The organism is Thermoplasmata archaeon, from assembly GCA_035622275.1.
In the GTDB taxonomy this organism is placed as follows: Archaea; Thermoplasmatota; Thermoplasmata; order Lutacidiplasmatales; family UBA184; genus Lutacidiplasma.
This window is the reverse complement of the sequence record DASPVQ010000026.1, coordinates 1-25647: the sequence shown is the minus strand read 5'-3', so window position 1 is coordinate 25647 and position 25647 is coordinate 1. Positions and strand designations below refer to the sequence as shown.

Annotated in this window: 20 protein-coding genes; 6 read left to right on the top strand and 14 right to left on the bottom strand. The window is 70.7% G+C overall.

What is annotated here, in order from left to right:
- Positions 1-369 (top strand): hypothetical protein (locus tag VEL82_07685; GenBank protein ID HXW67736.1); only part of this gene is annotated, 369 nt, incomplete at its 5' end.
- A 146-nt stretch (positions 370-515) separates the two neighbouring features.
- Here VEL82_07685 and VEL82_07680 read toward each other — a convergent pair.
- The gene (locus VEL82_07680; protein ID HXW67735.1) at positions 516-1445 is read right to left on the bottom strand and encodes an asparagine synthetase A; all 930 of its coding nucleotides are present in this window, start codon (positions 1443-1445) and stop codon (positions 516-518) included.
- A gap of 328 nt (positions 1446-1773) precedes the next feature.
- On the opposite strand from VEL82_07680, the gene VEL82_07675 reads away from it, so the two are divergent.
- Together VEL82_07675 and VEL82_07670 are read left to right on the top strand one after the other, a co-directional pair.
- A complete protein-coding gene (locus VEL82_07675) occupies positions 1774-2628 on the top strand; it encodes a methyltransferase domain-containing protein (protein ID HXW67734.1) in 855 nt (284 codons plus the stop codon).
- Positions 2629-2866: 238 nt separating this feature from the next.
- Complete coding sequence (locus VEL82_07670; protein HXW67733.1) at positions 2867-4090, top strand: hypothetical protein; 1224 nt, start codon at positions 2867-2869, stop codon at positions 4088-4090.
- Positions 4091-4137: 47 nt separating this feature from the next.
- Here the strand turns inward: VEL82_07670 and VEL82_07665 are convergent, their stop codons facing one another.
- Positions 4138-5520, bottom strand: coding sequence for an aspartate aminotransferase family protein (locus VEL82_07665; protein ID HXW67732.1), 1383 nt, complete (start codon positions 5518-5520; stop codon positions 4138-4140).
- A gap of 126 nt (positions 5521-5646) precedes the next feature.
- Between VEL82_07665 and VEL82_07660 the strand changes: the two genes are divergently transcribed.
- Positions 5647-7107, top strand: a complete 1461-nt coding sequence (locus VEL82_07660) for a CoA-acylating methylmalonate-semialdehyde dehydrogenase (protein HXW67731.1) — start codon at positions 5647-5649, stop codon at positions 7105-7107.
- Here the strand turns inward: VEL82_07660 and VEL82_07655 are convergent.
- The 4 genes from VEL82_07655 to VEL82_07640 all read right to left on the bottom strand — a co-directional run bounded on the left by VEL82_07655 (position 7088) and on the right by VEL82_07640 (position 10978).
- Positions 7088-7948, bottom strand: a complete 861-nt coding sequence (locus tag VEL82_07655) for a retropepsin-like aspartic protease (GenBank protein HXW67730.1) — start codon at positions 7946-7948, stop codon at positions 7088-7090. The two genes, VEL82_07660 and VEL82_07655, sit on opposite strands and share 20 nt — an antisense overlap.
- A gap of 16 nt (positions 7949-7964) precedes the next feature.
- Positions 7965-9308: an aspartate aminotransferase family protein gene (locus VEL82_07650; protein HXW67729.1), complete on the bottom strand. Its 1344-nt coding sequence runs from the start codon at positions 9306-9308 to the stop codon at positions 7965-7967.
- A 66-nt stretch (positions 9309-9374) separates the two neighbouring features.
- Entirely contained in the window at positions 9375-10022 is a 648-nt protein-coding gene (locus VEL82_07645; GenBank protein ID HXW67728.1) for a hypothetical protein, read from the bottom strand.
- 98 nt (positions 10023-10120) lie between these two features.
- Complete coding sequence (locus VEL82_07640) at positions 10121-10978, bottom strand: amidohydrolase family protein (GenBank protein ID HXW67727.1); 858 nt, start codon at positions 10976-10978, stop codon at positions 10121-10123.
- Between the two features lie 116 nt (positions 10979-11094).
- On the opposite strand from VEL82_07640, the gene VEL82_07635 reads away from it, so the two are divergent.
- Entirely contained in the window at positions 11095-12600 is a 1506-nt protein-coding gene (locus tag VEL82_07635; GenBank protein HXW67726.1) for an aspartate aminotransferase family protein, read from the top strand.
- 212 nt (positions 12601-12812) lie between these two features.
- On the opposite strand, the gene VEL82_07630 is transcribed toward VEL82_07635, so the two are convergent.
- A complete protein-coding gene (locus VEL82_07630) occupies positions 12813-14300 on the bottom strand; it encodes an aldehyde dehydrogenase family protein (GenBank protein ID HXW67725.1) in 1488 nt (495 codons plus the stop codon).
- Between the two features lie 6 nt (positions 14301-14306).
- Complete coding sequence (locus VEL82_07625; GenBank protein HXW67724.1) at positions 14307-15800, bottom strand: aldehyde dehydrogenase family protein; 1494 nt, start codon at positions 15798-15800, stop codon at positions 14307-14309.
- Positions 15801-15937: 137 nt separating this feature from the next.
- Between VEL82_07625 and VEL82_07620 the strand changes: the two genes are divergently transcribed.
- Complete coding sequence (locus tag VEL82_07620) at positions 15938-17884, top strand: ABC transporter substrate-binding protein (protein HXW67723.1); 1947 nt, start codon at positions 15938-15940, stop codon at positions 17882-17884.
- 1 nt (position 17885) lies between these two features.
- On the opposite strand, the gene VEL82_07615 is transcribed toward VEL82_07620, so the two are convergent.
- The 6 genes from VEL82_07615 to VEL82_07590 all read right to left on the bottom strand — a co-directional run bounded on the left by VEL82_07615 (position 17886) and on the right by VEL82_07590 (position 25586).
- Positions 17886-18980, bottom strand: coding sequence for an ABC transporter ATP-binding protein (locus VEL82_07615; protein ID HXW67722.1), 1095 nt, complete (start codon positions 18978-18980; stop codon positions 17886-17888).
- The gene (locus tag VEL82_07610) at positions 18977-20134 is read right to left on the bottom strand and encodes an ABC transporter ATP-binding protein (protein ID HXW67721.1); all 1158 of its coding nucleotides are present in this window, start codon (positions 20132-20134) and stop codon (positions 18977-18979) included. Before VEL82_07610 ends, VEL82_07615 begins: the two co-directional genes overlap by 4 nt.
- On the bottom strand, positions 20131-21180 hold the full coding sequence (locus tag VEL82_07605; GenBank protein ID HXW67720.1) for an ABC transporter permease: 1050 nt from the start codon (positions 21178-21180) through the stop codon (positions 20131-20133). The genes VEL82_07610 and VEL82_07605 overlap by 4 nt, the downstream gene beginning before the upstream one ends.
- A 4-nt stretch (positions 21181-21184) precedes the next feature.
- On the bottom strand, positions 21185-22216 hold the full coding sequence (locus VEL82_07600; GenBank protein ID HXW67719.1) for an ABC transporter permease: 1032 nt from the start codon (positions 22214-22216) through the stop codon (positions 21185-21187).
- Positions 22217-22590: 374 nt separating this feature from the next.
- A complete protein-coding gene (locus VEL82_07595; GenBank protein ID HXW67718.1) occupies positions 22591-24156 on the bottom strand; it encodes an aspartate aminotransferase family protein in 1566 nt (521 codons plus the stop codon).
- Between the two features lie 239 nt (positions 24157-24395).
- Positions 24396-25586 carry a saccharopine dehydrogenase C-terminal domain-containing protein gene (locus VEL82_07590; GenBank protein ID HXW67717.1) on the bottom strand — a complete coding sequence of 397 codons (1191 nt, stop codon included), beginning with the start codon at positions 25584-25586 and terminating at the stop codon, positions 24396-24398.
- Positions 25587-25647: the final 61 nt, after the last annotated feature.

Genomic DNA, 25647 nt, shown 5'->3' with positions numbered 1-25647 from the left:
GCGATCGGCTACGCGTCTGACGGCCTGGCTCGCGCGACGACCTCGGGCGTTACTTGCGAGGGCGTCGCCACCGCGGCCTGCGGAATCGGCCTCGCCTATCCCGGCGAGACCGCGGGTGTTGCGCCCCAGCCTTCGCTCGGCGCGAGCGGTTCGATTGCGGGCGGAGTTGTCAACGGCGGTTTCGGCACCCCGGGTCTGACGACCACGGTCACGGTCGCCAACAGCTACGCGGGAGCCCGACCGTTCGAGTTCGTGACGCTACAGCCCCCCAGCGGCGAGGTCGCCCGGTACATCAACTTCATCGTTGACCCGTACAACAACATCGCGATCGCCTCGTACACAGGTGAGGTCAGCATCTACTCGATCTAGGCCGACGACTCGAGTGGACGGAAACCCCTTCCTTCCCCCGGGGGCGACTCCCCGGGGGAGCTTTCCCTTCGATGGATGCGTGCTCGGTCGAAGCGTGCAATCAAAACGGAGAGGGGTGTTGTCGCTCTTCCCTTCCCCATCGAGGGTCAGAGCGCCGCCGGCTCGCCGGGGACCCGCCGGAAGAGCTGGACATCTCCCACGTGATCGGACTGGAGGAGGAACCGGGTGAGCCGCTCGATGCCGAACCCGGCACCGGCCGAGGAGATCAGACCCTCGCTCTGCTCGAGGTAGGCCCGAAAGGCCGCGTGAGGGATCCCGTCCCGCGCGATCCGCGATCGAATGCGTTCCGGCTCCCACTCTCGCTCGGCGCCGGAGAGTGCCTCGCCGAATCCACCGGGGTAGACGAGGTCGTAGTTCCGGAAGTGACCGGGTTCGCCGGGGTCCTCTCGATCATAGAACTCCCGTCGGTGGCAGACCGCCCAGAACGGCTGATCGTGGTCCCGTGACGCGCTCTCTTCCCAGTCCGCGCCGTACCGCGCCTCGAGCTCGTGGGTCGTGTACACCTTCCACGGTGGCCGGAACTCCGGCGGTTCGACTCCGAGCTGCCCGAACGAGGGATGCTCGCGCAATGCGCCGCCGATCCGCGAGAAGAACCGCTCGACGAGGGCCCGGACGTCGGCGGCGGTCGAGTTCGGTATCTCGAAGTCGGCCTGGGTGAACTCGAACAGGTGTTTCCGCGAGGCCCGGCGCTCCGGTCGCTCCAGCCGAACGTTGGGCGAAAGGATCCAGATCTTGCCGACGTCGCGGACGGCGACCTGCTTGTGCAGGATCATCGAGTTCATGAGGTAGAATCGCTGGCCGAGGTAGTCGAACTCGACCGTCGTGAGCACCGAAGAGCCCGGATCCGGCCCCAGCGGATCGGTGCTCCGGCCGAGCATGACCGGCAAAAGCTGGGTGAATCCTTCGTCGTGGAAGAACTCGGTCGTCCTCCACACCACGTCGCTCAGTAGGCCCAGGCGGGCGGTCCGTCGCTCTCGCTCGCTGTCCCGTTCCGCCCGCGCTCCCGCTCCGCTCATGTTTCCTTCCACCGCAGGTCTTTCCCGGACGGGCCGAGAACGGCCCGCCCGCCGGTAGCGGCCTGCTACGCCGGATTATTCCGCGCCCGATCCTGGGACCGGAGCGCGGAGACGAAGGCGCTGAGGCAGGGCGCGACGAACGGCCGATCGCTCGCTCGGTGGGGCCGCATGGGCGTGGGGGAGGTCCAATCCTTCGACCCCGCATATACCCTGGGCCTGGGCCGTGTAGCGTCCGGAACGCGTAGCGCACTCTCCCGGACCCTCGGCCCTCCTCCGCCCCGAGCCTCGAGCCGAAGGCTAGACATGGGCCGCGAGGATGGGCGCGAGCGTGGCCGCAGACGAGCCAGCCCCGGCCGGGGCGTGGGGGGCGGGACTCTCCTTCGAGGACGCTCGGGAGTGGGCTCGAGTGGTGCGACCGGCCCACCGACAGATGACCGCGGTGCTGCTCGACGGGGCCGGACTCGCGCCGGGGCTCTCGGTCCTGGACCTGGCGTGCGGGCAGGGCATCCCCGCCCTCGATGAGGCGCGCCGGGTCGCTCCCGGCGGCACGGTCGTCGGGGCGGACATCTCCGAGCCGTCGATCACGCTCGCCCGTCGCTTCGCCGAAGTGGAGAAGGTCGCGAACGCGAGCTTTCAGCTCGCCGACGCCGAAGCGCTACCCTTCGAGTCGGGGCGCTTCGATCGTGTCACTTCCCGGTTCGGCCCGATGTTCTTCCCTCACCTCGACCGCGCGCTCGCCGAGGCGAAACGCGTGCTCCGGCCCGGAGGTCGCATCGCGTGGCTGGTCTGGGACGTGTACGAGGACCAGCCGCTGTTCCTCTCGACGGTCGGCGCGGCCGCCCGACAGGCCGGCCTCGCTTCACCACCGCCGGAAGCCCTGCAGCCGTTCCGCTTCGGAGACGGTCACGGGCTGCGTGCCGCGATCGACGTCGCCGGTTTCCGGTACGTCGAGGAGACGCGTCACCGAGTGATCCAGGAGTGGGAGATCACCCCCGAAGAGCTCGCGGCTTCGATGCTTCGAAAGCCGGCGCCGCCCTTCCAGGGCATCGTTCACCGGTTGAGTCCCGCGTCGCTCGACGCGGCGATCGCCGAGGCCGCGCGCGCCCTCCGGCCGCTCTACTCGAACGGCGCGGTTCGAGTACCGGCGACGGTCATTCTCGTGAAGGGAACTAGACCCGAGTGATCCCCCGAGATCGCGTCGCAGGGCCGGGCCCGCCCCCTGCCCCGCCGCCGACGCGGCGGTCCCGCCCGCCTGGACTTTTTTTTAACAGTTCGACTCATGAAACCCGAGTCGATGCCGTCGCGGTGACGCACGGCGAGCGGACTCCCGGTCTCGGTTCGCAGCGGGTCGGTCCGAACGGGAGGGCGCTCGATTGACGGGTCCTCCCGTGCCTTCCCGAGACGTCCGGGCATCGGACGAGGTGGAGTACGCCCGGGGGGGCTGGCTGGAGATCCTGCGCAACCGGCGATTCCTGCTCCTCACGGCCTCGGGGACGCTCGCCGGGGCCGGCTACGCCGTCTACTCAGTGGCGGTCCTGTTCCTCGCCTACGGGATCACCGGCAACCTGCTCGTCGCGGGCGTCGTGCTGTTCATCGAGTACGGTGTCTACAGCGCGACCTTCCTCGTCGCGCCGCTCGTCGATCGCGCCCGCAACAAGCGCACGATCCTGCTGATCGCCTTCCCGATCCAGATGATCGCCGCCGGCGCGCTCGCGATCGGCCTGCGGGAAGGGGTTCTGTCCGTCGCGCTCCTTCTCGGGCTCGTCTTCGTCCTCTCGGTCGCGTGGGACTTCGTCTGGGCCGTCTTCATGGTCGGACCCCGCATCGTCCTGCCGAAGCGTCAGCTGTTCCTGGGCGAGGGCCTGGCGAGCATCGTCTCCGCCGGCACGACGGTGGGCGGCTACGCAGGCGGCGGGGCCCTGCTCTACTTCGTCGGGCCGTACGGCGGAGCGTCGGCGTACGTGGTCCTGCTCCTCGCCGCGTTCGCCTTCGCGATCCCGCTGAGCCTTCCCGTCGAGCATCCACCCGCGACCTCGATCCTCGCCACCTTCCGCGAGGGGTGGGACGCCTTCCGCGGGAGCGCGGGTCGCGCCGTCCGAACCCTCGCGGCGTTCGACGCGATCGTCGCCTTCTTCGCCGCGATCCCGCCGCTGCTGATCACCGCGATCGCCTACCAGCGCTTCCCGCACCCGGCGTCGGCCTACGCCCTGCTCGTCACGGGCTACGCGCTGGGGGGCGCTCTCGCGGGGATCGCGGCGGGCCACCTCAACCCGCGACGGTCCGTCGGCCTCGTGCTCGTCGTGGCGACGTTCTCGGCCGCGGCCTGCGTGCTGGCCCTGCTCGTCCCGACCGCCCTGATCGTGCCCGCCATGGCGCTGCTCGGCGCGCTCGGCGCCACCCTCGCGGTGCGCTACGCGGCCAAGTACGCCTGGGTGCAGGGAACGTTCCCGCCCGAGATGCTCGCCCGCATGACCGCGAACGTGTACTTGCCCGCCGGTTTTGCCGGGACGGTCGCGGTGCTGCTAGTCGGCTCGCTCTCGACGACCGTGTCGCTCGGGTGGCTGATCGCGCTCACCGGCACCGGTCTCGGCGCGGGCGGCCTGCTGCTTCTCGTCCACCCGGTCCTGAGGCGACTCGCGTTCTAGCGCGAACGATTCCGCGGGAACGGTCGAGGGGTGCTGCCGGGGTCCGCTCAGACCGATTCCTCGATCTCGCCGACCTGCGGCGCCCCCGCGAGGCGTTCGGCGACCGTCCCCAGGATCTCGAGGTGGCGCTCGACGTCGACGTCGGTGTGCTGGACCGATATCGTCCACTGCTCGTCGGGTCCGGTGCCCGACGGGATCAGCCCGCGATTCAGGCAGAGGTAGTAGTACAGCATCGAGCGGTCCCCGTCCACCGCGAGAAAGTCCCGCCAGTTGCGGACGGGGTGGTCGGAGAAGTAGACCGTGCCCGAGACACCGTCCGCGCTCACGTGCGCGGTCACGCCGGCGTCGTCGAACACCTCGGCGTAGCCCTTCGCGAGGCGGGCGTTGAGCGCGGAAGATCGCTCGAGCGCCTCGTCCGTCAGGATGTGGTCCAGCGAAGCGAGGCACGCGGCCATGGCGAGCGGGTTCGAGTTATACGTCCCGGCGTGGGCGACCTTGCGCGGCCCGACCTCGTCCAGGATGCCCGGGCCCGCCGCGATCGCCGACATCGGGACGCCGCAGGCGATCGACTTGCCGAGCGTGAGGAGGTCCGGCCGGGCGCCGACGCGTGCGGCGGCGCCTCCGGGGTATTTGGCGCCGGTCTTAATCTCATCGTAGATCAGGAGCGTGCCGAGCTCGTCGCAGAGCTCGCGCAGGCCGGGGAAGAAACCGTCGTCGGGCACGATGAACCCCATGTTCATCGGAATCGGCTCCGCGATCACCGCGGCGAGGTCGTCGGCGTGCTCGCGCGCGACCGCTCGGGTCGCCTCGAGGTCGTTGAACGGGGCGACGAGCGTCCTCTGCGTCAGCTCGGGCAGCAGGCCGGGCGACGCGGGCGCGGACTGGGGCCGCTCGGGGGGGCCGGCGACCTGGAGCCGCGGCTTCACGCCGACGAGCAGGGTGTCGTGCGAGCCGTGGTAGCAGCCCTCGAACTTGAGCACGAAGCGCTTCTTCGTGAACGCGCGCGCGAAGCGGACGGCGTGGTGGGTCGCCTCGAGGCCGGTGGTGCTGAAGCGCACTCGGTCCATCCCGTAGCGCCGGCACAGCCGCTCCGCGACCTCGGGCGTGCGCTCCCACTCGTAGCCGTAGATCGATCCGTCGTGGAGCTGCCGCGTCAGCGCGTCGAGGAGCTTCGGGTGGGCATGCCCGCTCTGCAGCGAGCCAAATCCCATGTTGAAGTCGAGGTACTCGTTGCCGTCGGCGTCCCAGAGCGTGACCCCGCTCGCGCGATGGACATAGAACGGGTACGGCTCGAGGAACCGGTAGTTCGAGTGCACGCCGAGGGGACTCGAGCGGCGCGCCCGCTGCGATAGCTCCCGGGACCGGGGGGTCCGGCGTTCGTACTCCGCGAAGACCGGCTCGAATCGGGTGTCCAGGCTACCCTCTCCCATGCCGACCTGCGCTCGGGGCCGGCCCGTTGGGCTTCGGACCCGGTGCCGCTACAAAACCCCTGTGGAGGCGGGCCGGCGGCGGCCCGTCCCGTGAGCGTCAAGACGGGGCGCCCTCTCCCGGCTGCGATGCCCGCCGCTCCGGCCGACGCCTCCGTCCTCGAGAACTACGTCGACGGGATGTGGGTGAGACCGCAGGGGGTGGGCCTCCTCGACGTACCGGACCCGTCCACCGGTGCGCTGCTCGCCCGCGTCCCCCGATCGGGCACGGCCGAGGTCGCCCGGGCCGTCGCGGCCGCACGCCGCGCGTTCCCGGGCTGGCGGGAGGTGCCGGTCGCGGAGCGCGCGCGGCGGGTCCTCGCGCTGCGCGCGCGGCTCGAGTCGGAGAGCGAGGCGCTCGCCCGCAGCATCGTCCGCGAGAACGGCAAGACGCTCGCCGAGGCGCGGGGCTCGGTGCGCCGCGGCATCGAGGCGGTGGAGTTCGCCGCGAGCGCGCCCACCACGATGCAGGGCTCGTTCCTCGAGGACGTCACCCCCGGGGTCGACACGACGCTCCTTCGGCAGCCGCTCGGGGTCGTCGCGGGCATCACGCCGTTCAACTTCCCCGTCATGATCCCGCTGTGGATGGCGCCGCTTGCCCTCGTCTGCGGCAACGCCTTCGTGCTCAAGCCGTCGGAGCGGGTGCCGCTCTCCGCGGCGTTCCTCGCGCGATTGATCGGCGAGGCGGGCTTCCCGTCGGGCACCTTCAACCTCGTGCACGGGGACGCGGCGGCGGTCGACGCGCTGCTCGCGCACCCCGGAATCGATGCGGTCTCGTTCGTCGGTTCCGCGCCGACGGCGCGCCACGTCTACGAGAGCGCGACGGCGAGCGGCAAGCGGGTCCAGGCCCTGGCCGGAGCGAAGAACCACCTGCTCGTGCTGCCGGACGCCGACCTCGAGCGGGCCGTGCCGGCGATCGTCTCGAGCGCCTTCGGTCAGTCCGGCGAGCGCTGCCTCGCCGGCAGCGTGGTCGTCGCGGTCGAGCCGGTCGGGGACCCGCTGGTCGCCCGGCTCGCGGACGCGGTGCGGGCGCTGCGCCTCGGCCCCGCCGACGCGAGCGCGACCGAGGTCGGGCCGGTCATCCGCGCGGACCACCGGGCACGGGTGCTCCGATGGATCGACGAGGGGGTCGCTTCGGGCGCCGTCGTCGCCGCACGGGGCACCGTGCCGGCGGGAGGGGACGGCTACTTCGTCGCACCGGTCCTGTTCGACCGGGTCGCGCCGGAGATGTCCATCGCTCAGGAGGAGATCTTCGGGCCGGTCCTCTCGGTCATCCGGGTGCCCTCCCTCGACGCGGCCATCGAGGTCGCGAACCGGGCGCGGTTCGGCAACGCCGCCGCGATCTTCACCCGGGACGGCCGATCGGCGCGCGAGTTCACCCATCGCATCGAGGCCGGGATGCTCGGCGTCAACCTCGGGGTGCCGGCGCCCCCCGCGTTCTTCCCGTTCGTCGGATGGAAGGGCTCGTTCTACGGCGACCTTCATGCCACCGGCCGCGACGCGATCGAGTTCTACACGCGCAAGAAGGTCGTCACGAGCCGCTGGTTCTAGCGGCCGGATCCGTCGCGCCCCAGCGCGCGGGTCCGAAGGCGATCTCGGCCGCCGCGACATCGATACCGACCGTAAAGGCCGAGAGGAACGCGTGGCCGACCAGGCCGTCGTAGATCACGTCGCTGAAGATCACGTCAAGGTCGGGCCGCGCGATCTCGGGTGCCGCGCGGAGCCGGACCGTGCCGTCGAGCCGGGCGCGGTAGCGAACGTACGGGTGCCCGACCTCATCCCGGCCCTCCGTGCGCCGGACCCGAGGGTCGTCCGGCCGGATCCCGAGGGCATCCATGTAGCGCGTGTGCAGGATCAACGCGTCGCTGCCGGTGTCGAGCTCCACGCGCGCGCTCGTGCCGCCCGGCAGCTCGAGGTCCAGGAATGCGTCCAGCGAGAGGTGGTCGCGCCGCAGGGTGAGCGGGGCCCGGGGGGCGTTCGCGGGAAGGCGCGCGCCGAGCCGCAGCTCGCGGGCGGCGGGATCGATGACGAACGGCCGCTGCTCGAACAGCGGAAGACCGACCATCCCACCCACCCCGACCCCGGGGGGAAGGAACCGGTCGAGATCGAACAGGCCCGCCGGGACCTCCGGATGCGTCTCGGAGCCCAGGCGGAGCGACGGGATCTCCACGACCGGCAGGGAGAGCTCCTGACCGCTCATCCGGCGGCCGGTCTGCACGGCGCCGGTCGCGCGCGCGCCCGAACGTTCGGCGAGGGCGGGCGCGATCACGTTCACGCCGACGCCCGTGTCGAGGATGAAGCGCGATCGATGGCGGCCCGACAGCTCGACGGGCACCAGGATCAGGTGCGAGCCCAGGTACTCGAAGCGGAGCGAGCCCGCGCGACGCCTCACGGCCGACCGGCCTCCGTCACGCGGGGGCGGGGTCGGCCTTCGCGTCCGCGAGGGCGAGCGCCCGATCGAGCACCTCGAGACCGTGATCGAGCTCCGGCCGGGTGACGATGAGCGGAGGGGCCACGATGAGGTGGGAGACCCAGCTGACGCAGTAGACCCCCTCCTTCATCATCGCCGCCGCCACCTCGTCCGCGACCAGCGCTCGGCCCGCCAGCTTGTCCTCCTCGGTGTTGAACGGCTGTCGCGTGCGTCGGTTCCGCACGAGCTCGACCGCCGCGAACAGGCCAAGGCCGCGGACCTCGCCCACCGAGCGGTGCCGGCCCGCGAGCTCGCGGAGTCGCTCGAGCAGGTACTCCCCGTCGCGCCGCGACTTCTCGATGAGGCCGAGCCGGCGGTACTCGGCGATCGCGGCGACCGCCGGCGCGAGGGTGAGGGGATGCGCCTCGTAGGTGTGACCGTGCGGGAAGTAGGCGTCCCGGAACGTATCGTGGACCGTCGATGTCGTCGCCGTGAGCCCGAGCGGGATGTGCGCCCCCGTGATCCCTTTCGCGGTCGTGATCAGGTCCGGGCGCACGCCCCAGCGGTCGACGGCGAACCACTCGCCGACCCGCCCCCAGCCGCTCATCACCTCATCCGCGATGAGGAGCACGTCGTGCTGCCGCGTGATCTCCCGGATCCGCGGCAGGTACTCGGGCACCGGAACCAGGACGCCGTTCGTCCCGACGACGGGCTCGACGATCATGGCGGCGACGTCGCCCTCCCGCTCGAGCTGGTAGTCGACGTACTCCGCGCAGGCCACGTCGCAGTCCGGGTAGGTGAGACCGAACGGGCATCGGTAGCAGTAGCAGTCCGGGGCGAACACCGTCCCCGGGACCTTTTCCACCGGCTCGATCGGTCGACGCCGGAACTCGCCGGTCACCGAGATCGACGCGGCCGTGGACCCGTGGTAGGAACGGTACCGCGCGAGGATCTTGCGCCGGCCGGTCGCCACGCGCGCGATCTTGAGCGCCGCTTCGTTCGCCTCGGTGCCCGAGGTGCTGAAGAAGAACCGATCGAGCCCGGAGGGGAGGATCTCGCGCAGCGCGGCGCTCAACCGGGCCCGCGGCTCGGTCGCGAACCCGGGCACCGCGTAGGAGAGGGTCCGTGCCTGCTCGGCGATCGCGGCCACGACCGCGGGGTTGGCGTGGCCGAGGTTCGTCGCGATGAGCTGGGAAGAGAAGTCGAGGTACTCCTTGCCCGCCGCGTCCCAGAATCGGGAGCCCTCGGCCCGGGTCACAACGAGCGGGTTCCAGCCGCCCTGGCGGCGCCAGGTGACGTAGTTCGTCTCCCGGACGATCCGCTGGATCTCCTCGGCGTCCATCCTCGGGGGCTCCCCGCGCCGCGGACGCAGCCTCGACTTAAGAGGGGGCCGGTGGGACGGACCGGCTCAGCTCGATGGGGCGTCGCTCCGCCGAGCCCCGGTGGCCGCCGGGATCCCACGCGCCGGGCTCTGCCGTATCTCGATCCACTCGCTGCCGTTCGGCTCGCGCCCCCGGCGACGCTCGTTGATGAGCAGCTGACGGGCGATCGCCGCCTTCCGCACGAGCGTGAAGCCGGCGGCCGAGAGCTCGACGGTCGGCACGTGGGAATCCCCCATCCAGAGGAGCAGGTACTCGCGAGCCGCGGGTCGCGGGGCGCGGCGGGCGATCAGCCCGAGGGAGAGGTCCGGGTCGTCCCAGGAGACGCCGCGAACCTCCCCGTTGTGGAGGACGAGCTCGATCCCCTCCTCCCACAGGATCGCCTGGTCGGGCCAGTGGGCCTCGTCCCGTCGCACCAGCACGTGCTGGACGGCCGCGAGGCCGAGCAGCACCCCCCCGAACCCGGCGAAGGCAAGGCCGAGGAGCGCTCGGTCCGTGAACCATAGACCCAGCCCGGCGGCCGCGATCACCCCTCCGATGAAGCCGAAGCCGTACCGGCCGATCCGAGCGGGTCGCTCCAACCGACGACGCAGCAGGAGGGCCGCGTCGTCGGCCCGCCCGATCAGGACCCCGCGCGGGACCGCGACCGCCTCCTGCGATGCGCCCGGCGACGGCACGATGCTTCCCTGTACGCCCCCGACGGCGAGGCAGGATAACCGACCGCGCTCCGGAGTTCCCGTAGCCTTCGTAGGGAACGGTCGGACGACCGCCGCCCCTACCGCGAATGCGGGCGGTGCGCGGGTGCCTCGGGCAGCTGGAACAGGCGCCGGGCGTTCTCGCCGAGGATGCGCGCGCGGTCGACCGCCGGGGCATCCAGACGTGCGACCAGGTCGATCGCCAGGCTCAGCTCCTCGAGCGGCCAGTCGGAGCCGTACAGCAACCGGTCGGCGCTCCCGATCTGCACGAGGGCCCCGGCGATGCGCTCCCGACACTGCTCGCGCATCCTATCGAAGAGGGGCGCGGACGGGTGTGCCAGGAGACCGGAGGTGTCGGCGTAGACGTTCTCGTTCTTGTAGACGAGCTCGGCCGCCTCCTCGATCCACGGGTTCCCGAGGTGGCAGAGCACGAATTCCACGTCCCGGAAGCGGACCGCGACCTCGTCCACCTCGATCGGGCGGGCGAACTTGATCCGGCCGTCGCGGGCGAGGGTGTCGCCCTGGTGGATCAGGACGGGCAGGCGCCGGGCGTGGGCGAACTCGTAGATCGGCTCGACGAGGGGGTCGTGCGGGTAGAATGGCTGGTACCCGGGATAGAGCTTGACGCCGGCCAGGTTCGGTTCGCTCTCCCACAGCGCGATCGCCTCGCCGATCGCGTCCCGGCCCCGCGTCGGGTCGACCGTGACCACCGGACGCAATCGGCCCTGGCTGGCGGCAAGGATCGTTCGGCTCTCGGCCAGCGATTCCGCCGGACTCGGCGACTCGCGGGCCTCGATGACGAGACCGTAGTCGATCGCGCTCTGGTCCATCTCCGCGAGCAGCCCGCCGACTGTGTAGTCGAGATCCGCGCGGTAGGCGGTGTGGGCGAGGTCCGGCCACCACGGGCTCAGGTGAAGGTGCGTGTCGACGCGGACCATGGGGCCGGCTCCGGGTTCCGGTACGGAAGGCACCACCGCGGGGCGATTAACCCGTCGGGCGCGGTGGTCCCGAGGGCTGATATGCGTAGGGACGGTGCTTGGAGTCCGAGGGTCCCGTGACCGACCCGTCCCGCTGGCTCAGCTTTCCGGACGCGCCACGGATCGTGGTGCCCCCGCCCGGGCCGAAGTCGCGGAAGCTCCTCGCCGCCCAGGACCGCCTGGAGACCGACGCGGTCGGCTACTCGCACCACTTCCCGATGGCCCCGGCCGCCGCGCAGGGCGCGACGATCGAGGACTTCGACGGCAACCGCTACATCGACTGGGTCGCGGGCATCTCGGTGCTGAACCTTGGCCACCGCCATCCGCGTGTCGAGCGGGCCGTCACCGCCCAGGCCGAGCGGATCTGGCACACGCTCGAGCTTCCGACGGAGGCGCGGATCCGCTTCCTGGAGGCGTTCGGCGACAGCCTGCCCGGCAGCCTGCGCCGCCGGTCCCGGACGTTCTTCAGCATCACCGGCGGCGACGCCATCGAGACCGCGGTGAGCCTCGCCGACTTCGCCCAGGGGAAGCACGGGACGATCGTCTTCTCGGGTGCCTACCACGGGGTGCACGGGGGCGCGGTCGGGCTCACGAGCGGACGACGCTACCACGCCACGAGCGCCTTCGGCGGCGCCCGCGTCGTCCGGGTGCCCTTCCCGGATCCCTACCGTCCGGTGCTCGGCGCGGATGAGGGTTCGGCGGGCACCATCGCCTACCTCGAGCACCTCGTGAACGACCCGCACTCCGGCGTCGACGAGGTCTCGAGCGTCCTCGTCGAGCCGGTCCTCGGTGAGGGAGGCTACGTGCTGCCACCGGACGATTTCCTCCCGTCCCTGCGCGAGTTCTGCGATCGACACCAGCTCCTGCTCATCGCGGACGAGGTCCAGACCGGCCTCGGACGCACCGGCCGGATGTGGGCCGTCGAGCACGCGGGCGTGACGCCGGATCTCCTGTGCTCCGCGAAGTCGATCGGCGGGGGGATCCCGCTCGCTGCGGTCGCCTACCGCTCCGACCTCGTCAAGGAACTTCCCCGTGCGTTCCACCTCGGCACGTTCCGCGCGAACGCGCTCGCGCTGGCCGCCGGGGTCGAGGTCCTCGGGCTGCTGCAGGAGGGCGACCTCATCGAGCGGACGCGGCATCGCGGCGCGGGAGTGCTCGAGCGGCTGCGGGCCGCGGGCGACCGGCACCCGATGATCGGGGACGTCCGCGGCAAGGGGTTCATGATCGGCGTGGAGTTCGTCCGCGACCGCGCTTCGCGCGCGGCCTGGGGCGAGCGCGCGAAGGCGATGCGCTCCGCGCTGTTCTCGCGCGGGCTGCTCATGCACACGGCCGGCGCCTGGGACCAGGTGCTGCGGTTCATGTCGCCGCTCGTGATCGAGGACGAGCTCCTCGAGCGGGGACTCGCGGCGTTCGAGGACGCGCTCGAGAGCTTCGACGAGGCGCCCAGCGCGCGCACCGCCGTGCGCGGCCGCGTCCCGCGCCCGGGGATCGGCGAGCCGAAGCTGCCGGGCTCCCCCGGCGCCCCGCCCCCGCTGCTGCCCCCCGTGCCCGGCCGTACGTTCCCGGACCCCGAGAGCCCCTGAGGCCCCCCATCGGACCGCGCCCGGGAACCCGGGGGAAGTGACCGCGACGTTCCCGCCGACACCAACGCGAGGAGGCGCTTCCGCACCGGGAGGGACCGACCCGAGGAGGGCGGCCATGGGACCTCCCTTGGCCGTGGCGCCGCGTTCACGACGCGGCCGCCTCGAGGCCCGTTCCGGTTCGAGGCCCCGGGTCCGTCGACCGATCGGGCCCGCTACGGCGCCCCGTAGTTGACCGAGATCAGCTTGACCTCGGTCATCTCCTCCATCGCAAAGCGCAGGCCCTCCCGGCCGAGGCCGCTCTCCTTGATCCCACCGAACGGCAGGGCGTCCCAGCGCAGGTTGGTGGGGTCGTTGAGGTGCACGCCGCCGGCACGGATCCGGCGGGCGAGCGAGAAGCCCCTCGCGATGTCGCGGGTGTAGACGGCCGCCTGCAGGCCATACGGAGTGCCATTGGCGATACGGACGGCGTCGTCCAGGCTCTCGAAGCGAAGGATCGGCGCGACGGGACCGAACGGCTCCTCGTGGACGACCCGGGCGTCCTCGGGCACCGCGTCGAGGACCGTGGGAAGGTAGAAGTTCCCTTCCTTCGGCGCGTCCGGTCGGTGTCCACCGGCGAGCAGGCGGGCGGAGCGGTCCTCGGCATCCCGCACCAGCGTCTCCACGCGCTCGATCGCCGCGACGTCGACGAGCGGACCCACCTCGGTCGTCTCTTCCCAGGCCGGTCCGACCTTCAAGCGCCGGGCCTCCTCGGCGAGCGCCGCGGCGAACCGGTCCGCGATCCCCTCGGCGACGAGGAATCGCTTCGAGGCCGTGCAGACCTGGCCGGAGTAGGAATAGATGCCGCGCGCGGCGGCCCGGACCGTCGGTTCGAGAGGCGCGTCGCCGAGGACCACGAACGGGTCGAGTCCGCCCATCTCCAGGATCACCCGCTTCGCATGGCGCCCCGCCCGCTCCGCGATCCCCTTACCGACGGCGGTCGAGCCGGTGAACGTCACGAGTCGCGTGCGCGGATGCTCGACCAGCGTCTCGCCGACGGTCCCGCCCGGGCCGGTGACCACGTTGAGGACGCCGGCGGGAAAACCGGCCGCCGCGACGTGCTCGGCGAGCCGAAGGGCCGTGAACGGAGCCGCGCTCGTCGGCTTCGCGACGACCGGATTCCCGGCCGCGAGCGCGGGCGCAAGCTTGTGCGAGAGCAGGTTGAGCGGGAAGTTGAACGGTCCGATCGCGACGACCACCCCGATCGGGTCCCGGACCGAGAAGAGGAAGCGGTGCTCGTTGCCCGCGGGCCGCTCGAAGGCATCCGCCGGATAGCTCTCGCCGACGAGCTGTCGGATCTCCTCGGCCGCGAGGCGGTAGACGCCGACGGCCCGGTCCACCTCGACCCGGGCGTCGACGATCGGCTTGCCGACCTCGTGCGCGATCAGGCCGGCCATCGTCTCGCGATCGGCGCCGATCCGTTCGGCAAGGGCCCGAAGGAGACGGGCCCGCTCGTGGCCCGGCGTCGCGCCCCAGGATTCCTCGCACGCCGCGGCCGCGTCGACCGCGGCGCGGGCCTCTTCGGCCGAGGCGACGGGCGCCTCGCCGATCGGGCGACCGGTCGACGGGTCCAGGACCGGGACGTACCGCCCTCCGCCCGGCGACTGCCAGGTGCCCCCGATGAAGAGGGCGCCGCGCCCGCTGGACGGAATGCCCGCGATCACGGCCCGCTACCCGGGGTCGCCATACGTCGTGTAGTGCCAGCCCTTGCGCGCCTGGCCGGTGAGGTCGATGTAGATGTTCTTCACGGTGGTGTAATCGTAGAGGGAATCGACGCCGAGGTCCTTGCCGAAGCCGGACTGCTTCACCCCGCCATGGGGTGTCTCGGAGCCGAGCGGCAGGTGGTCGTTGACCCATACGTCCCCGAAGCGCAGCGCATTCGCCGCCCGCACCGCCGTTCTAAGGTCGTTCGTCCAGACGCTGCCCGCGAGGCCGTAGTCGACGCCGTTGGCGATCGACATCGCCTCGTCGAACGTCTCGAACTCGAGGATGTCCAGCACGGGCCCGAACACCTCGCGCTGGGCGATCGTCATGTCCGGCGCGACCGCGTCGAACACCGTGGGGGCGACGAAGGCCCCGTCGAGGTGCTTCGCTCGCTCGTCCGTGCCGCCCGTCAACAGCTTCGCGCCCTCCGACGAGCCCTTCTGGACGAACTCGAGGACGTGCTGCTGGTGGGTCCGGTGGACGAGCGGGCCGAGGTCCGTGGCGCGGGAGAGCGGGTCCCCGACCCGGATCGTCGCGACGCGCTCGAGCAAGCGCTCGACGAAGCGTGCCCGGAGCTTCCGATGCACGATCAGGCGCGTCGCCGCGGTGCAGTCCTGCCCGCCGTTGACGTAGCCGGCGACGATCGCCCCCTCCACGGCGGCGGCGAGGTCGGCGTCCTCGAAGACGACGAACGGCGCCTTGCCGCCCAGCTCGAGCTGGGTGCGCTTCACCGTCGGGCTCGCGGCCTCGAGGATCTTCTTGCCTGTCGCGGTGTCCCCGGTGAGCGAGACGAGATCGACCTTGGCATTGCGCGCGAGCTCGTTGCCGACCTCATCGCCCGGTCCGGTGACCACGTTGAGGGCCCCGGGAGGAAGCCCGGCCTCCTGGAAGGCGCGCGCGAGCTCGAAGGTGGAGAGCGGGGTCCAGCTCGCGGGCTTGAGGACGACCGTGTTGCCGGTGATCAGCGCCGGCCCGATCTTCCAGACCGCCATCATGAACGGGTAGTTCCACGGCGTGATCGATGCGACGACCCCGACCGGTTCGCGACGGAAGATCGTCGTGCCGTCCCCCGTGAACTCCCCGGGGCTCTTCGCGTCGAGCGTCCGGCCCGCCCCGGCGTAGAAGACGAGGTTGTCGATCGAGAACGGGATGTCCGCGTCCTGGGCCTGCTTGATGGTCTTGCCCTGGTTCCGGCTCTCGAGCTCGGCGATCGTCGCAATTCGCGACTGGATCAGCGCCGCCGCTTTGAGGTAGACGTCTCCCCGGGCCCGCGGCGGAAGCCGGGGCCACGGACCGCGGTCGAACGCCTCCCGCGCCGCGTCGATCGCGCGACGCGCATCCTCGCGCGAGCCCTTGGGGACCGAGGCGAGGGAGCGTCCGTCGAACGGGTTGGTCACCGCGACGGTCGCCGCGCTGTTCGCCTCGACCCACTCTCCGCCGATGAGCATCTTCTCGCTCATGCCGCGACCCGGCCGCCGAAGTCCGGAGCGACCTAAGACGGTGCCGGCGGCGCGCACCGCTCTCGTGCGAGTCCCTCGCACGGCATACCTTATCAAGGAGGAGGCGGTTCCCGCCGAGACTTCTCGGGAGGGTAGGGATGCGCCCGCGGACCCGGAATATCGTCGTGATCGCCATCGTGGTCGTGCTCGTCGTCGCCGGGATCGGCGTCTACTACGCGCTGCAGCATTCGACGACCTCGAACTGCGGGCCGAAGCAGACCAGCTGGATCTGCGTCGACCAGGCCGAGATCCCCGACTCGCTCGATCCGGCCGTGACGTTCACCACGCCCGGCTGGGCCGCCGTACAGCAGGTCTACCAGGGCCTGGTCAACTACAACGGCTCGAGCGTGACGGGCTTCTCCGGGGTCCTCGCCGCGAACTGGACCGTGACGAGCAGCTACAACCCGGCGGTCGGGGCGAACATCTCGACCTACACCTTCGAGCTCCGCCACGGCGTCGTGTTCTCGAACGGCGACCCGTACAACGCCTACGTCCAGTGGTACAGCTTCTACCGCAGCCTGCTGCTCGAACAGGGCCCGCAGTTCATCCTCGAGGAGAACTTCTTCTCCACCAACTTCGACCCGGCGAACCCGCTGAGCTACTACTCGGAGAACGCCACGATCCAGGCGGCGAACGCGACGCTGGTCGGCGACCTCAACTCGTGGAACTTCCTCGATCCGAGCGCGAGCGAGATGGCGATGATGGAGCTGCCCAACCAGTCGTTCCAGGTCATCAACCCGTACTCGATCGCCCTCAATCTCGGCTACGGTTACCTCGCGAGCAACTACACCTACCTGCTCGCGTCGATCTCCGCACCGAACTCCTACGCGGTCGACCCGAGCTGGATCGACGCGAACGGCGGGGTCTCGATCGGCAACGTCAACGCCTACGCCTCCCAGAACACCCTGGGCACGGGCCCGTACCTGCTCCTCGACTACAACCCGTCCGGTGGCGGTGGCTACATCCTCCAGCCGAACCCGAAGTACTGGGGGGCGTCAGCGTGGGCGGCCGCGCCGTGGAACATCAACCTCGCGCCGGCCAACACCTCGGTCGAGATCATCTTCCAGGACACGATCGACATCACCACCTCCGACCTGATCAGCGGTCACGTCCAGGGCGCCTCGTTCGCGTACATCGGGCCGTCGACGATCCAGCAGCTGCAGGGCCACTCGAACGTCGTGGTCCAACCCCTCGACACCATCTACGGCGCCACGAGCGGCTCGTGGTGGATCTACCTCAACCAGACCGTCGCGCCGTTCAACAACCTGTCCGTGCGCGAGGCAATCGCCCACGCGATCGACTACTCGGCGATCATCCAGGAGGCGTTCGGGGGCTACGCGAGCCAGTGGGTCGGCCCGGTCCCGCCGTCGTACCCGTACTACAACCCGTCGAACCTGGCGCCGTACCCGTACGACCTCTCCCTCGCCTACCAGGAGATGAAGGACTCGCCGTGCGCGAACGGCGCCTGCCGCGGGGACTCGATCAAGTACATGTACCTCAACAGCGGCTCCGACTGGTCGGATACGGCCTCGCTGCTCCAGACCGAGCTCGCGGCGATCAACATCACGATCGACCCGGTGCCGGTCAACCTGGACGGGCTCATCGCCGAGCAGGGCTACAGCGCCGGCGACTGCGCCTCGAACACGACCCTCAACGGCGGGCCGTTCTACATGGGCCAGGAGTTCTACACGTCCGACTACATCTCGCCGGACGACTGGACGCAGAACGACTTCGTGAGCTCGGGGAGCGCGAACATGTGCATGGCCGGCTTCAACAGCCTCATGCTGTCCACCTACAACGCCAGCCTCGACCAGCTCGTCTACACCGCGGCCGCGGCGCCCGACTCGAACGCGACGGACAACGCGACCCTCGCGACGTACTACTCGACGATGACCCAGGCGATCTACGACAGCTACACCGAGATCTGGCTGTGCGTCCCGACCGCGTTCGCCGTCTATGCCTCGAACCTCCACGGCTTCGTCGAGAACCCGATGGCGAGCGCCGAGCCGTTCTCGATCGGCTTCAACACGCAGTGGCTGAGCTGAGCTAGGCGGGCGCCGCGGTCGCGCCCACCATCGCCGTGCCGGCCGGCGGGGCGCCCGCGTTGGCGGCGACGGTGGCGAGGAGGGTCTCGGGCGCAATGTCGCGGACCTCCGCCGCCCGGTGGCAGGCGACGAGCCGGCCGGTCCCCTCGAACGGGACGAGCGGGGGACTCTCCACGCGGCACCGATCGATCACGAAGGGGCAGCGCGGGGCGAAGCGGCATCCCGGCTTCGGATCGATGAGCGAGGGGATGTCGCCGCCGATCCGGTAGCGGGTGCGGCGCCGGCTCGCGTCGGGCACCGGCACCGCGGCCAGCAGCGCCTTGGTGTACGGGTGGACCGGGTGCTCGAGGAGCTCGCGGGCCGCGGCGTACTCGACGATCTGGCCGAGGTACATCACCGCCACCCGGTCGGCGACGAACCGCACGGCGGCGACGTTGTGGGTGATCAGGAGGTAGGCGAGCTGCCGCTCGCGCTGGAGCTCGACCAGACGGTTGAGGATCTGCGCCTGGACGGCGACGTCGAGGGCGCTCGTCGGCTCGTCGAGCACGATCAGCCGCGGCTGGACGCTCAGCGCCCGGGCGAGCGAGAGGCGCTGGCGTCCGCCTCCGGAGAACTCGTGGGGGTACTGGTCGAGGCAGTCCGGCGGCAGGCCGACCGTCGGGAGGAGCGCCCGGACGTGCTCGCGGACCGCCATCCCGCGCAGGCCCTGCTGGGCGCGGATCGGCTCGCCGACGATCTGCCAGACCCTCAGGCGCGGGTCGAGCGAGCCGACGGGGTCCTGGAAGACGATCTGGACGTTCCGGCGCCAGGCGCGCAGCGCGCGACCCTGCAGGTGCGTAACGTCCTCGCCATCGAACAGGATCGAGCCGCCGGTCGGCTCGTGCAGCCGGGCCACGACCCAGCCGAGGGTCGTCTTGCCGGAGCCCGACTCGCCGATGAGCCCGAGGGTCTCGCCCGCGCGAACGGTGATCGAGACGCCGTCGACGGCGTGAATCGAGCGCGTCGGGCGCCGGTTCAGCGTGTCCGCCAGGCTCCGGGTGATCGGGAAGAGCTTCTCGAGCGCGACGGTCTCCAGAAGGGGTGCCGGCTCGTTCACGGTAGCCCCGGCACCTTGTCGGAGAAGTAGCAGGCGCTCCGGTGCACGCCCCGACCGTCCTCCGCGCTCGCCCCATCCACGGGCGCGAGGGGCGGGGGATCTCCGCGGCAGACGTCCTGGGCGAGGACGCAGCGGGGGTGGAAGCGGCAGCCCGGCGGCGGCCGCGAGAGGTTCGGCACCGAGCCCGCGATCGTGCTCAGCGGCCCGTCGGCCTTGTAGTGGGCCGGCGCCGCGCGCAGGAGCGCCTTCGTGTACGGGTGCCGCGGCGAGCGGAACACCTCGGCGACGGGTCCGTACTCGACCATCCGGCCCGCGTACATCACGCCGACCTCGTCGGCGGTCTCGGCGATGACGCCGAGATCGTGGCTGATGAACAGGATCGCTGCGTCGACCTCGTCGATCAGCTCCTTCATCAGCGTCAGGACCTGCGCCTGGATCGTCACGTCGAGCGCGCTCGTGGGCTCGTCGGCGATGAGGAGCGACGGCTTCTCGCTCAGCGCCATTGCGATCATGATGCGCTGGCGCATCCCGCCGGAGAGCTCGTGGGGGTACAGGTTGAGGATCGTCTCGGGGTCGTTGATCCGCACGAGCCGAAGGTAGCGCAGCACCTCCTCGCGGAACTCCGAGCGGTTGCGCAGCCGGTCGCGCGCGGCCTCCTCGAGCGCTCCGTCGGGCACGACCGAGCGGACGAGCGCGCCGCCGACGCTCGACGCTACCGGCGGCTTCGAGTAGTCGAAGGGCGGATCGCCGCCCGTGAACGACTTCACCCAGCCCATCTCGCGATAGTGGCGGATCCGGATCGACTCGGCGATCTGGTCGAAGACGCGGAAGGCCGGGTTGAGCGAGTTGAGCGGCTCCTGAAAGATCATCGCGATCCCGGTGCCCCGGACCATGGGGAGCTTGCGCTTGGGCACCTTCACGAGGTCCGTCCCCCGGAAGACGATCTGGCCGCTGCCGATCGAGGCCGGGGGCTCGGGCAGGAGGCGCGGTATCGCCTGGGCGAGCGTGCTCTTCCCGCAGCCGGTCTCGCCGACGATGCCGATCACCTGGCGCGGGTAGATCTTCAGCGAGACGTCCGAGACGGCCCGGAACGTCCCGGCGCCGACCGTGTAGGTGATCTCGAGATGCTCGATGTCGAGAACGGGGTCGGTCATGAACCGGCCTCCGCCGCCGCGACCGCCGCGGGGACCTCGGTCTCCTGCGGCGCGTCGGGCGCGCTCGGGGCGGCCGGGAGCGGCGCCTCCGCCGGCGGATCGTGCGTGGACGTGCCGCGCACGAACGCCCGACGCGTGCGCGGATCGAGGATGTCCCGCAGCCCGTCGCCGAGCAGGCTGAAGGCGAGCACGGTGACGAAGATCGCCGCGCCCGGCGCCAGCACGATCCACGGGTAGATGCTGGCCGAGCCGGTCTGCTGGTAGTAGGCGAGCATCGCTCCCCACTCCGGCTGCGGGCCGGGGTAGACGCTGGCGACGCCGATGTAGCCGATCGTCGAGTAGGTCACGAGGACCGTGCCGATGTCGAGCGTGAAGTACACGATCACCGGTTCGAGCACGTTCCTCAGCACGTGCCGCAGCACGATCCGGTTCTCCGTGACGCCGGCGGCGCGCGCCGCGCTCACGTACGGCAGGTGCTTGACGGCGAGCACCTCGCCGCGGACGAGGCGCACATAGAACGGCCACCAGGTGATCGTGATCGCGAGGACGCTCGGTCCCACGCCGAGGCCCAGCACGCGGGTGAGGGCGAGGGCGAGGATGAGGCTCGGGAACGACAGGAAGATGTCCGTGACCCGGAGGACCGCGATCGAGGTGTAGCCGAGCAGCGTCCCCGGCGCGTTGTAGAACCCCGCGATCAGTCCGAGCACTCCTCCGATCAGGAGCGCGCTCCCGGCGATCGCGAAGCCGATGCCGAGGTCGAGCGGGAGCGCCAGCATCACGTTCGAGTAGATGTCCCGGCCGAGGTTGTCGGTCCCGAACGGGTGCGCCCACGACGGCGCCGCGTTGCGCGCCGACGTCTGCTGGAGCGGGCCGTACGGCACCAGGAGGTGCGGCGCGACCAGGACGATGAGCGCGGTGACGCCGATGAGCACGACTAGGATGAACCCGATCAGGGAGAGGGGGTTCGCCCGCAATACGCGCCAGAAGACGCTCAGCTGGCTCTCGCGTCGGTGCGTCGGGGTCGGGGCCGGGGAGGGGGCGGTCAACGACCTACCTCCAGTCCACCCGCGGGTCGAGGAGACCGTAGAGGATGTCCGCCGCGAGGTTCGCGACGACGACCGCGATCGCGAAGACGATCACGACGGCGATCGCGCCGTCGAAGTTGGGGGACGAGCCACCGCCGCCGATGACGGTGTAGGCGTACTGGCCGATCCCGGGCCAGTCGAACACCTCTTCGACGACGACCGTCCCCGCGAGCAGCCCCCCTGCCGTGAGGCCGAGGACGGTCGTGGTCGTGATGAGCGCGTTACGGAGCGCGTGCTTGTAGAGGACCCAGAACTCGCCGAGCCCCTTCATGCGGGCCGAGCGCACGTAGTCGAGCGGGAGCACCTCGAGCATCGAGGCGCGCGTCATGCGCGTCGCGATGCCCATGTTGATGAACGCGAGCACCGCTGCGGGCAGGATCAGGTGCGAGATCGCGTCGATCGTGTACGGAAGGTTGAGCGCGATCATCGCGTCGATGACCGACATGTGGGTGTACTGCGGGAACGGGACGAAGACCGTCGAGTACTCGCCGCTCGTGGGGAGCCCTAAGTACGGACCGATGAAGATCGCCGCGATCACCGCGCCGAGGTAGGTCGGGGTCGCCCAGCCGCTCAGGTAGAGGATCCGCACGAGGTGGTCGCCGAGGCGGCCGGCGTACTGCGCCGCGATCACCCCGAGCGGGATCCCGATCACGACCATCAGGAACAGCGAGGCGAGCACGAGCTCGATCGTCGCGGGGAGGCGCTGGTCGATCTCGGACCCGACCGAGCTCCCCAGGACCGCCGCGCCCCAGTTCCCGTGCGCGAGGCTCGTGAGGTAGTTCCAGAACTGGTCGGTCAGCGGCAGCCCGTACTTCTGCTCGCAGTTCTCGAGCGTGGTGGAGCCCGCGTGGAAGTACCACTCGTGGCAGAGCGTGCTCGCCGTGAAGTCGAGGTGCGAGACGAAGAAGGTGAGGACGATGACGCCCAGGACGACCGGGATGAGCTGGAGGAGCCGCTTGCCCACGAAGACGAAGAGATCGCTCAGACTCCGGCCCATTCCCACCCCCTCCGGGCGACCGTTGCTGGGGCCCGCGCGGTCGCTCGCGGGCCATCGACTTCCCTCTATTAATGCCCCGGCGACGGCCGCGGGGGCCCCGTGCCGGGTCCTCCGCTCCGAGACGACGCCGGCTCTCGCGAGCCGGCGGAGCTCGGCGTACGCCTTCGAGCGAGCTCGGCGACCCGATACGGGGTCCGGGGGCCCGGGCGTTCGCCAGCAGGACCAGCGCCCGGACCCCCTTCGGGCTCCCGAAGGGCGCGCTGAGCGCCGGGTCGATCTCGAGCGGAGCGGGCTCGTCCCTCGACGAAATGAGTGGGAGGGGGAAATCCGCCCTTTTCCCGGGGACTACCTGCCCGCCTCGTTCGCCGGTCGCGTTACGGCAAGTAATCGCGCGGGAGGGTTCGCAGCTCCTTGAACGTCTCGGTCGCGACCCCCACGAACCGCTCGATGTCCTTCTCGGTGTGCGCGCTCGAGAAGGTCAGCCGCTCGTAGTTGTCGGGGTGGATGTAGATCCCCTTGTCGAGCAGCAGCTGGTGGTGGCGCAGGTAGAGGTTCCAGTCGATCTGCAGCGACTCGCGGTAGTTGACGATCTTCTTGCGGCGGGTGAAGAAGAACTGCAGCATCCCGTTCACCGACTGGACGATCACGTTGACCTTCGCGTCGCGGGCCGCCTCTTCGAGCCCCTTTTCCAGGCGGTCGGTGAGGCGAGCGAAGCGTGCGTACAGCTCGTCGCCGCCCCGGGAGAGGATGCGCAGGTTCGCGAGCGCGCCCGCGAGCGAGAGATTGTTCGCGAAGTAGGTCCCGCCGAAGCTGATCCGCCCGGGGGCGATCAGGTCCATGTACTCGGCCTTGCCCGACACGGCGCTGATCGGGACGCCGCCGCCGAGCGCCTTCGCCCAGCAGGAGATGTCCGGTTCGACCCCGTAGAGCTGCTGCGCGCCCCCCGGGGCCACGCGGAAGCCGGTGAACACCTCGTCGAAGATCACGAGCAGGTCGTTCTGGTGCGCGATCTCGACGACCCGCTTGAGATAGTCCGGCGCCGGTGGGATCACCCCGGCGTTCGCCATGATCGGTTCGAGGATCACGCAGGCGAGCCGGTCCCGGTAGCGCTTGACCATCCGCTCGAACGAGGTGATCGAGTTGTACTGCGCCACCATCACGTAGTCCGTGACGCCCGGCGGGATCCCGGCGGAGTTCGGCAGGGGTCGCGGGTACTCGTCGAGCCCCGCGACGATCGGCGGCGCCTCGGCGCTGATCAGCGCGTAGTCGTGCTGGCCGTGGTAGTGGCCCTCGAACTTCAGGATGGCGTCCTTGCCCGTGACGGCCCGCGCGATCCGGATCGCGTTCTGGGTCGCGTCCGAGCCGTTCGAGCAGAAGGCGACGCGCTCCGCGTTCGGGACCATCTTCCGGAACAGCTTCGCGACCTCGATCTCGAGCGCCGTCGGCGCGGCGAAGTGGACGCCGAGCTCCGCCCGGTCCTGGATCGCCTTGACCTGCTCCTTCGGCGCGTGGCCGTTGATGAGGCAGCCGTAGCCGAGGTTGAAGTCGAGGTACTCGTTCCCGTCCTCGTCCCAGATCCGCGCGCCCTTCCCGGCCGCGATGAACGGGGGGCACGGGTCGTACGAGGCGACCCGGATCAGCGAGCTCGACGCGTTCGGAATGTACTTCTTGCCCTCCTCGAACAGCTTCGCGCTCTTCTTCAGCTTCGGGACGAGGCGGGCGATCGGGATGGGGAGCGCCTCCGGCTCGGGGGTCGCGGCCGGGGCCGCCGCCGGCGCCTCCTTGGTTTCCGCGGACGGCGCCTCGACGGGGACCTTCTTGCCGGTCTCTTCGACCGCGGGCGTCGGCGCCGGCTGCACGTCGGAGTCCGCGGCCTTGAGCGCGCCCGCCGGCAGACGTTCCGATCGCGGTTCCCGCGTCAGAACGTCGGTTCCCCGCACGGGGGAGGTCGGTACCGGGGCGGGTTGCGGTTCCGCCATAGAGCACGCATCGCGAGCGGTTTCGGACCCCGAGTGGCCTATATATAATTGGCTCAACGCGAGAACCCGTTATACGGGTCGCAACGCAAAGTATGCATCAAACGCTGTGTAATGTTTCGGGCTCGTTAGGCTGCAAATACATCAATTGGCTCCGCTCAAAATAACCGAAACGGCGAAATTCCGCCGTTTTGTCGGCGTCTTCACTCCTTTCGGAGCGGCGGCAGAGGGTTTTCGGGCGGGACGATGGTGGTCTCGATGCCTCGCTTCGCGAGGGCCGCCCGGAACGGTCCGGCGGGCACGCAGCGCTCGGGCGGCACGACCCCGACCTCGCGGATCTGACCGGTCGCGATCAGCTCCGCGCCGACCGCGCCCGCGACCCCGACGGCGTACTCGGTCGCGACCAGATGCCAGTCGCGCCGGGCCGGGAACCGCGCGATCGCGTGGCGCACGACGGGGCGCCCGCCCTGCGCGCCGCGGAGCTCGATGTCGCAGACCTCCCAGTCGACCGCGTCGACGCCCTCGGGGATGCCGAGCAGCTTCTCGCGCTTCAGCAGCGCGAGCGTGAACTCCTTCGGTAGCACGGACTGGCCCCGCACGTCCAGCGGGCGGTCGGAGCCGAGCCCGAGCAGCGCCATCGTGCGGAGTACCTCGATGCCCGGCCCGCCCTCCTTCCACTCGCAGTGCCGGAGCCCCTTCTCCTTCAGGCTCTCGGGAAGAGTGGCGGGTTCGGAGTGCAGCGTGCGATAGACGCGGGTCGTCCCGACCGGGGCGGCGAACTCGAACTCCTCGGCGCCCGTCATCGGCGGGTACTCGCGGTACTCTCCGTTCTCGAAGATGACGGCGGGCAACACCATCTCGTCGAGGAACGTGCTCGGCGACCAGGTGAAGACGATCTCCGGTCCGCCGACGGTGAGGTCCCGCCAGCCGTCCCGGATGACGATCGAGTCGACCCGGTCGAGGTCGCGCGTGGCTTCCATCGCGAGGACGTTCGAGATCCCCGGCACCTGTCCGAGTCCGGGGATCGCGAGCAGTTTCGCGGCCCGGAACTGGGGGTCCAGCGCCAGCTGGCGACGGGTCATGTGGAAGAGCCCGCCGAAGTCGAGGTACGGCACCCGCGCCTCGAGCGTCGCCTCCATGACGGTGAGGTTGAATCCGTACTGGACGGCGTTCACGACGACATCCGCTCCGCGCAGGAGCCCGACGAGCGCCGGCCGGTCCCGAACGTCGAGCGCGCTCGCCGACGCCTTGGACCCGGCGGCGCGGGCGGCGGCCTCCGCGAGGCCGATGTCGAGGTCGGCCGCGACCACCGCGTCGAAGACGCCGTTCGTGGCCAGGTCCCGGACGGCGCACCGACCGGTCAGACCGCCGCCGCCCAGAACGACCGCCCGCACGCCCGACCGACGCTCCGGGCGGGCGGAGGAGCGGGTGCTATAGGAAGGTTCGGTCGGCCGG

Coding starts and splice junctions, on each gene's coding strand:
- VEL82_07680 (HXW67735.1), bottom strand. CDS start 1,445: ATGAGCGGAGCGGGAGCGCGGGCGGAACGGGACAGCGAGCGAGAGCGA.
- VEL82_07665 (HXW67732.1), bottom strand. CDS start 5,520: ATGGGAGAGGGTAGCCTGGACACCCGATTCGAGCCGGTCTTCGCGGAG.
- VEL82_07660 (HXW67731.1), top strand. CDS start 5,647: ATGCCCGCCGCTCCGGCCGACGCCTCCGTCCTCGAGAACTACGTCGAC.
- VEL82_07650 (HXW67729.1), bottom strand. CDS start 9,308: ATGGACGCCGAGGAGATCCAGCGGATCGTCCGGGAGACGAACTACGTC.
- VEL82_07640 (HXW67727.1), bottom strand. CDS start 10,978: ATGGTCCGCGTCGACACGCACCTTCACCTGAGCCCGTGGTGGCCGGAC.
- VEL82_07625 (HXW67724.1), bottom strand. CDS start 15,800: ATGAGCGAGAAGATGCTCATCGGCGGAGAGTGGGTCGAGGCGAACAGC.
- VEL82_07620 (HXW67723.1), top strand. CDS start 15,938: ATGCGCCCGCGGACCCGGAATATCGTCGTGATCGCCATCGTGGTCGTG.
- VEL82_07610 (HXW67721.1), bottom strand. CDS start 20,134: ATGACCGACCCCGTTCTCGACATCGAGCATCTCGAGATCACCTACACG.
- VEL82_07600 (HXW67719.1), bottom strand. CDS start 22,216: ATGGGCCGGAGTCTGAGCGATCTCTTCGTCTTCGTGGGCAAGCGGCTC.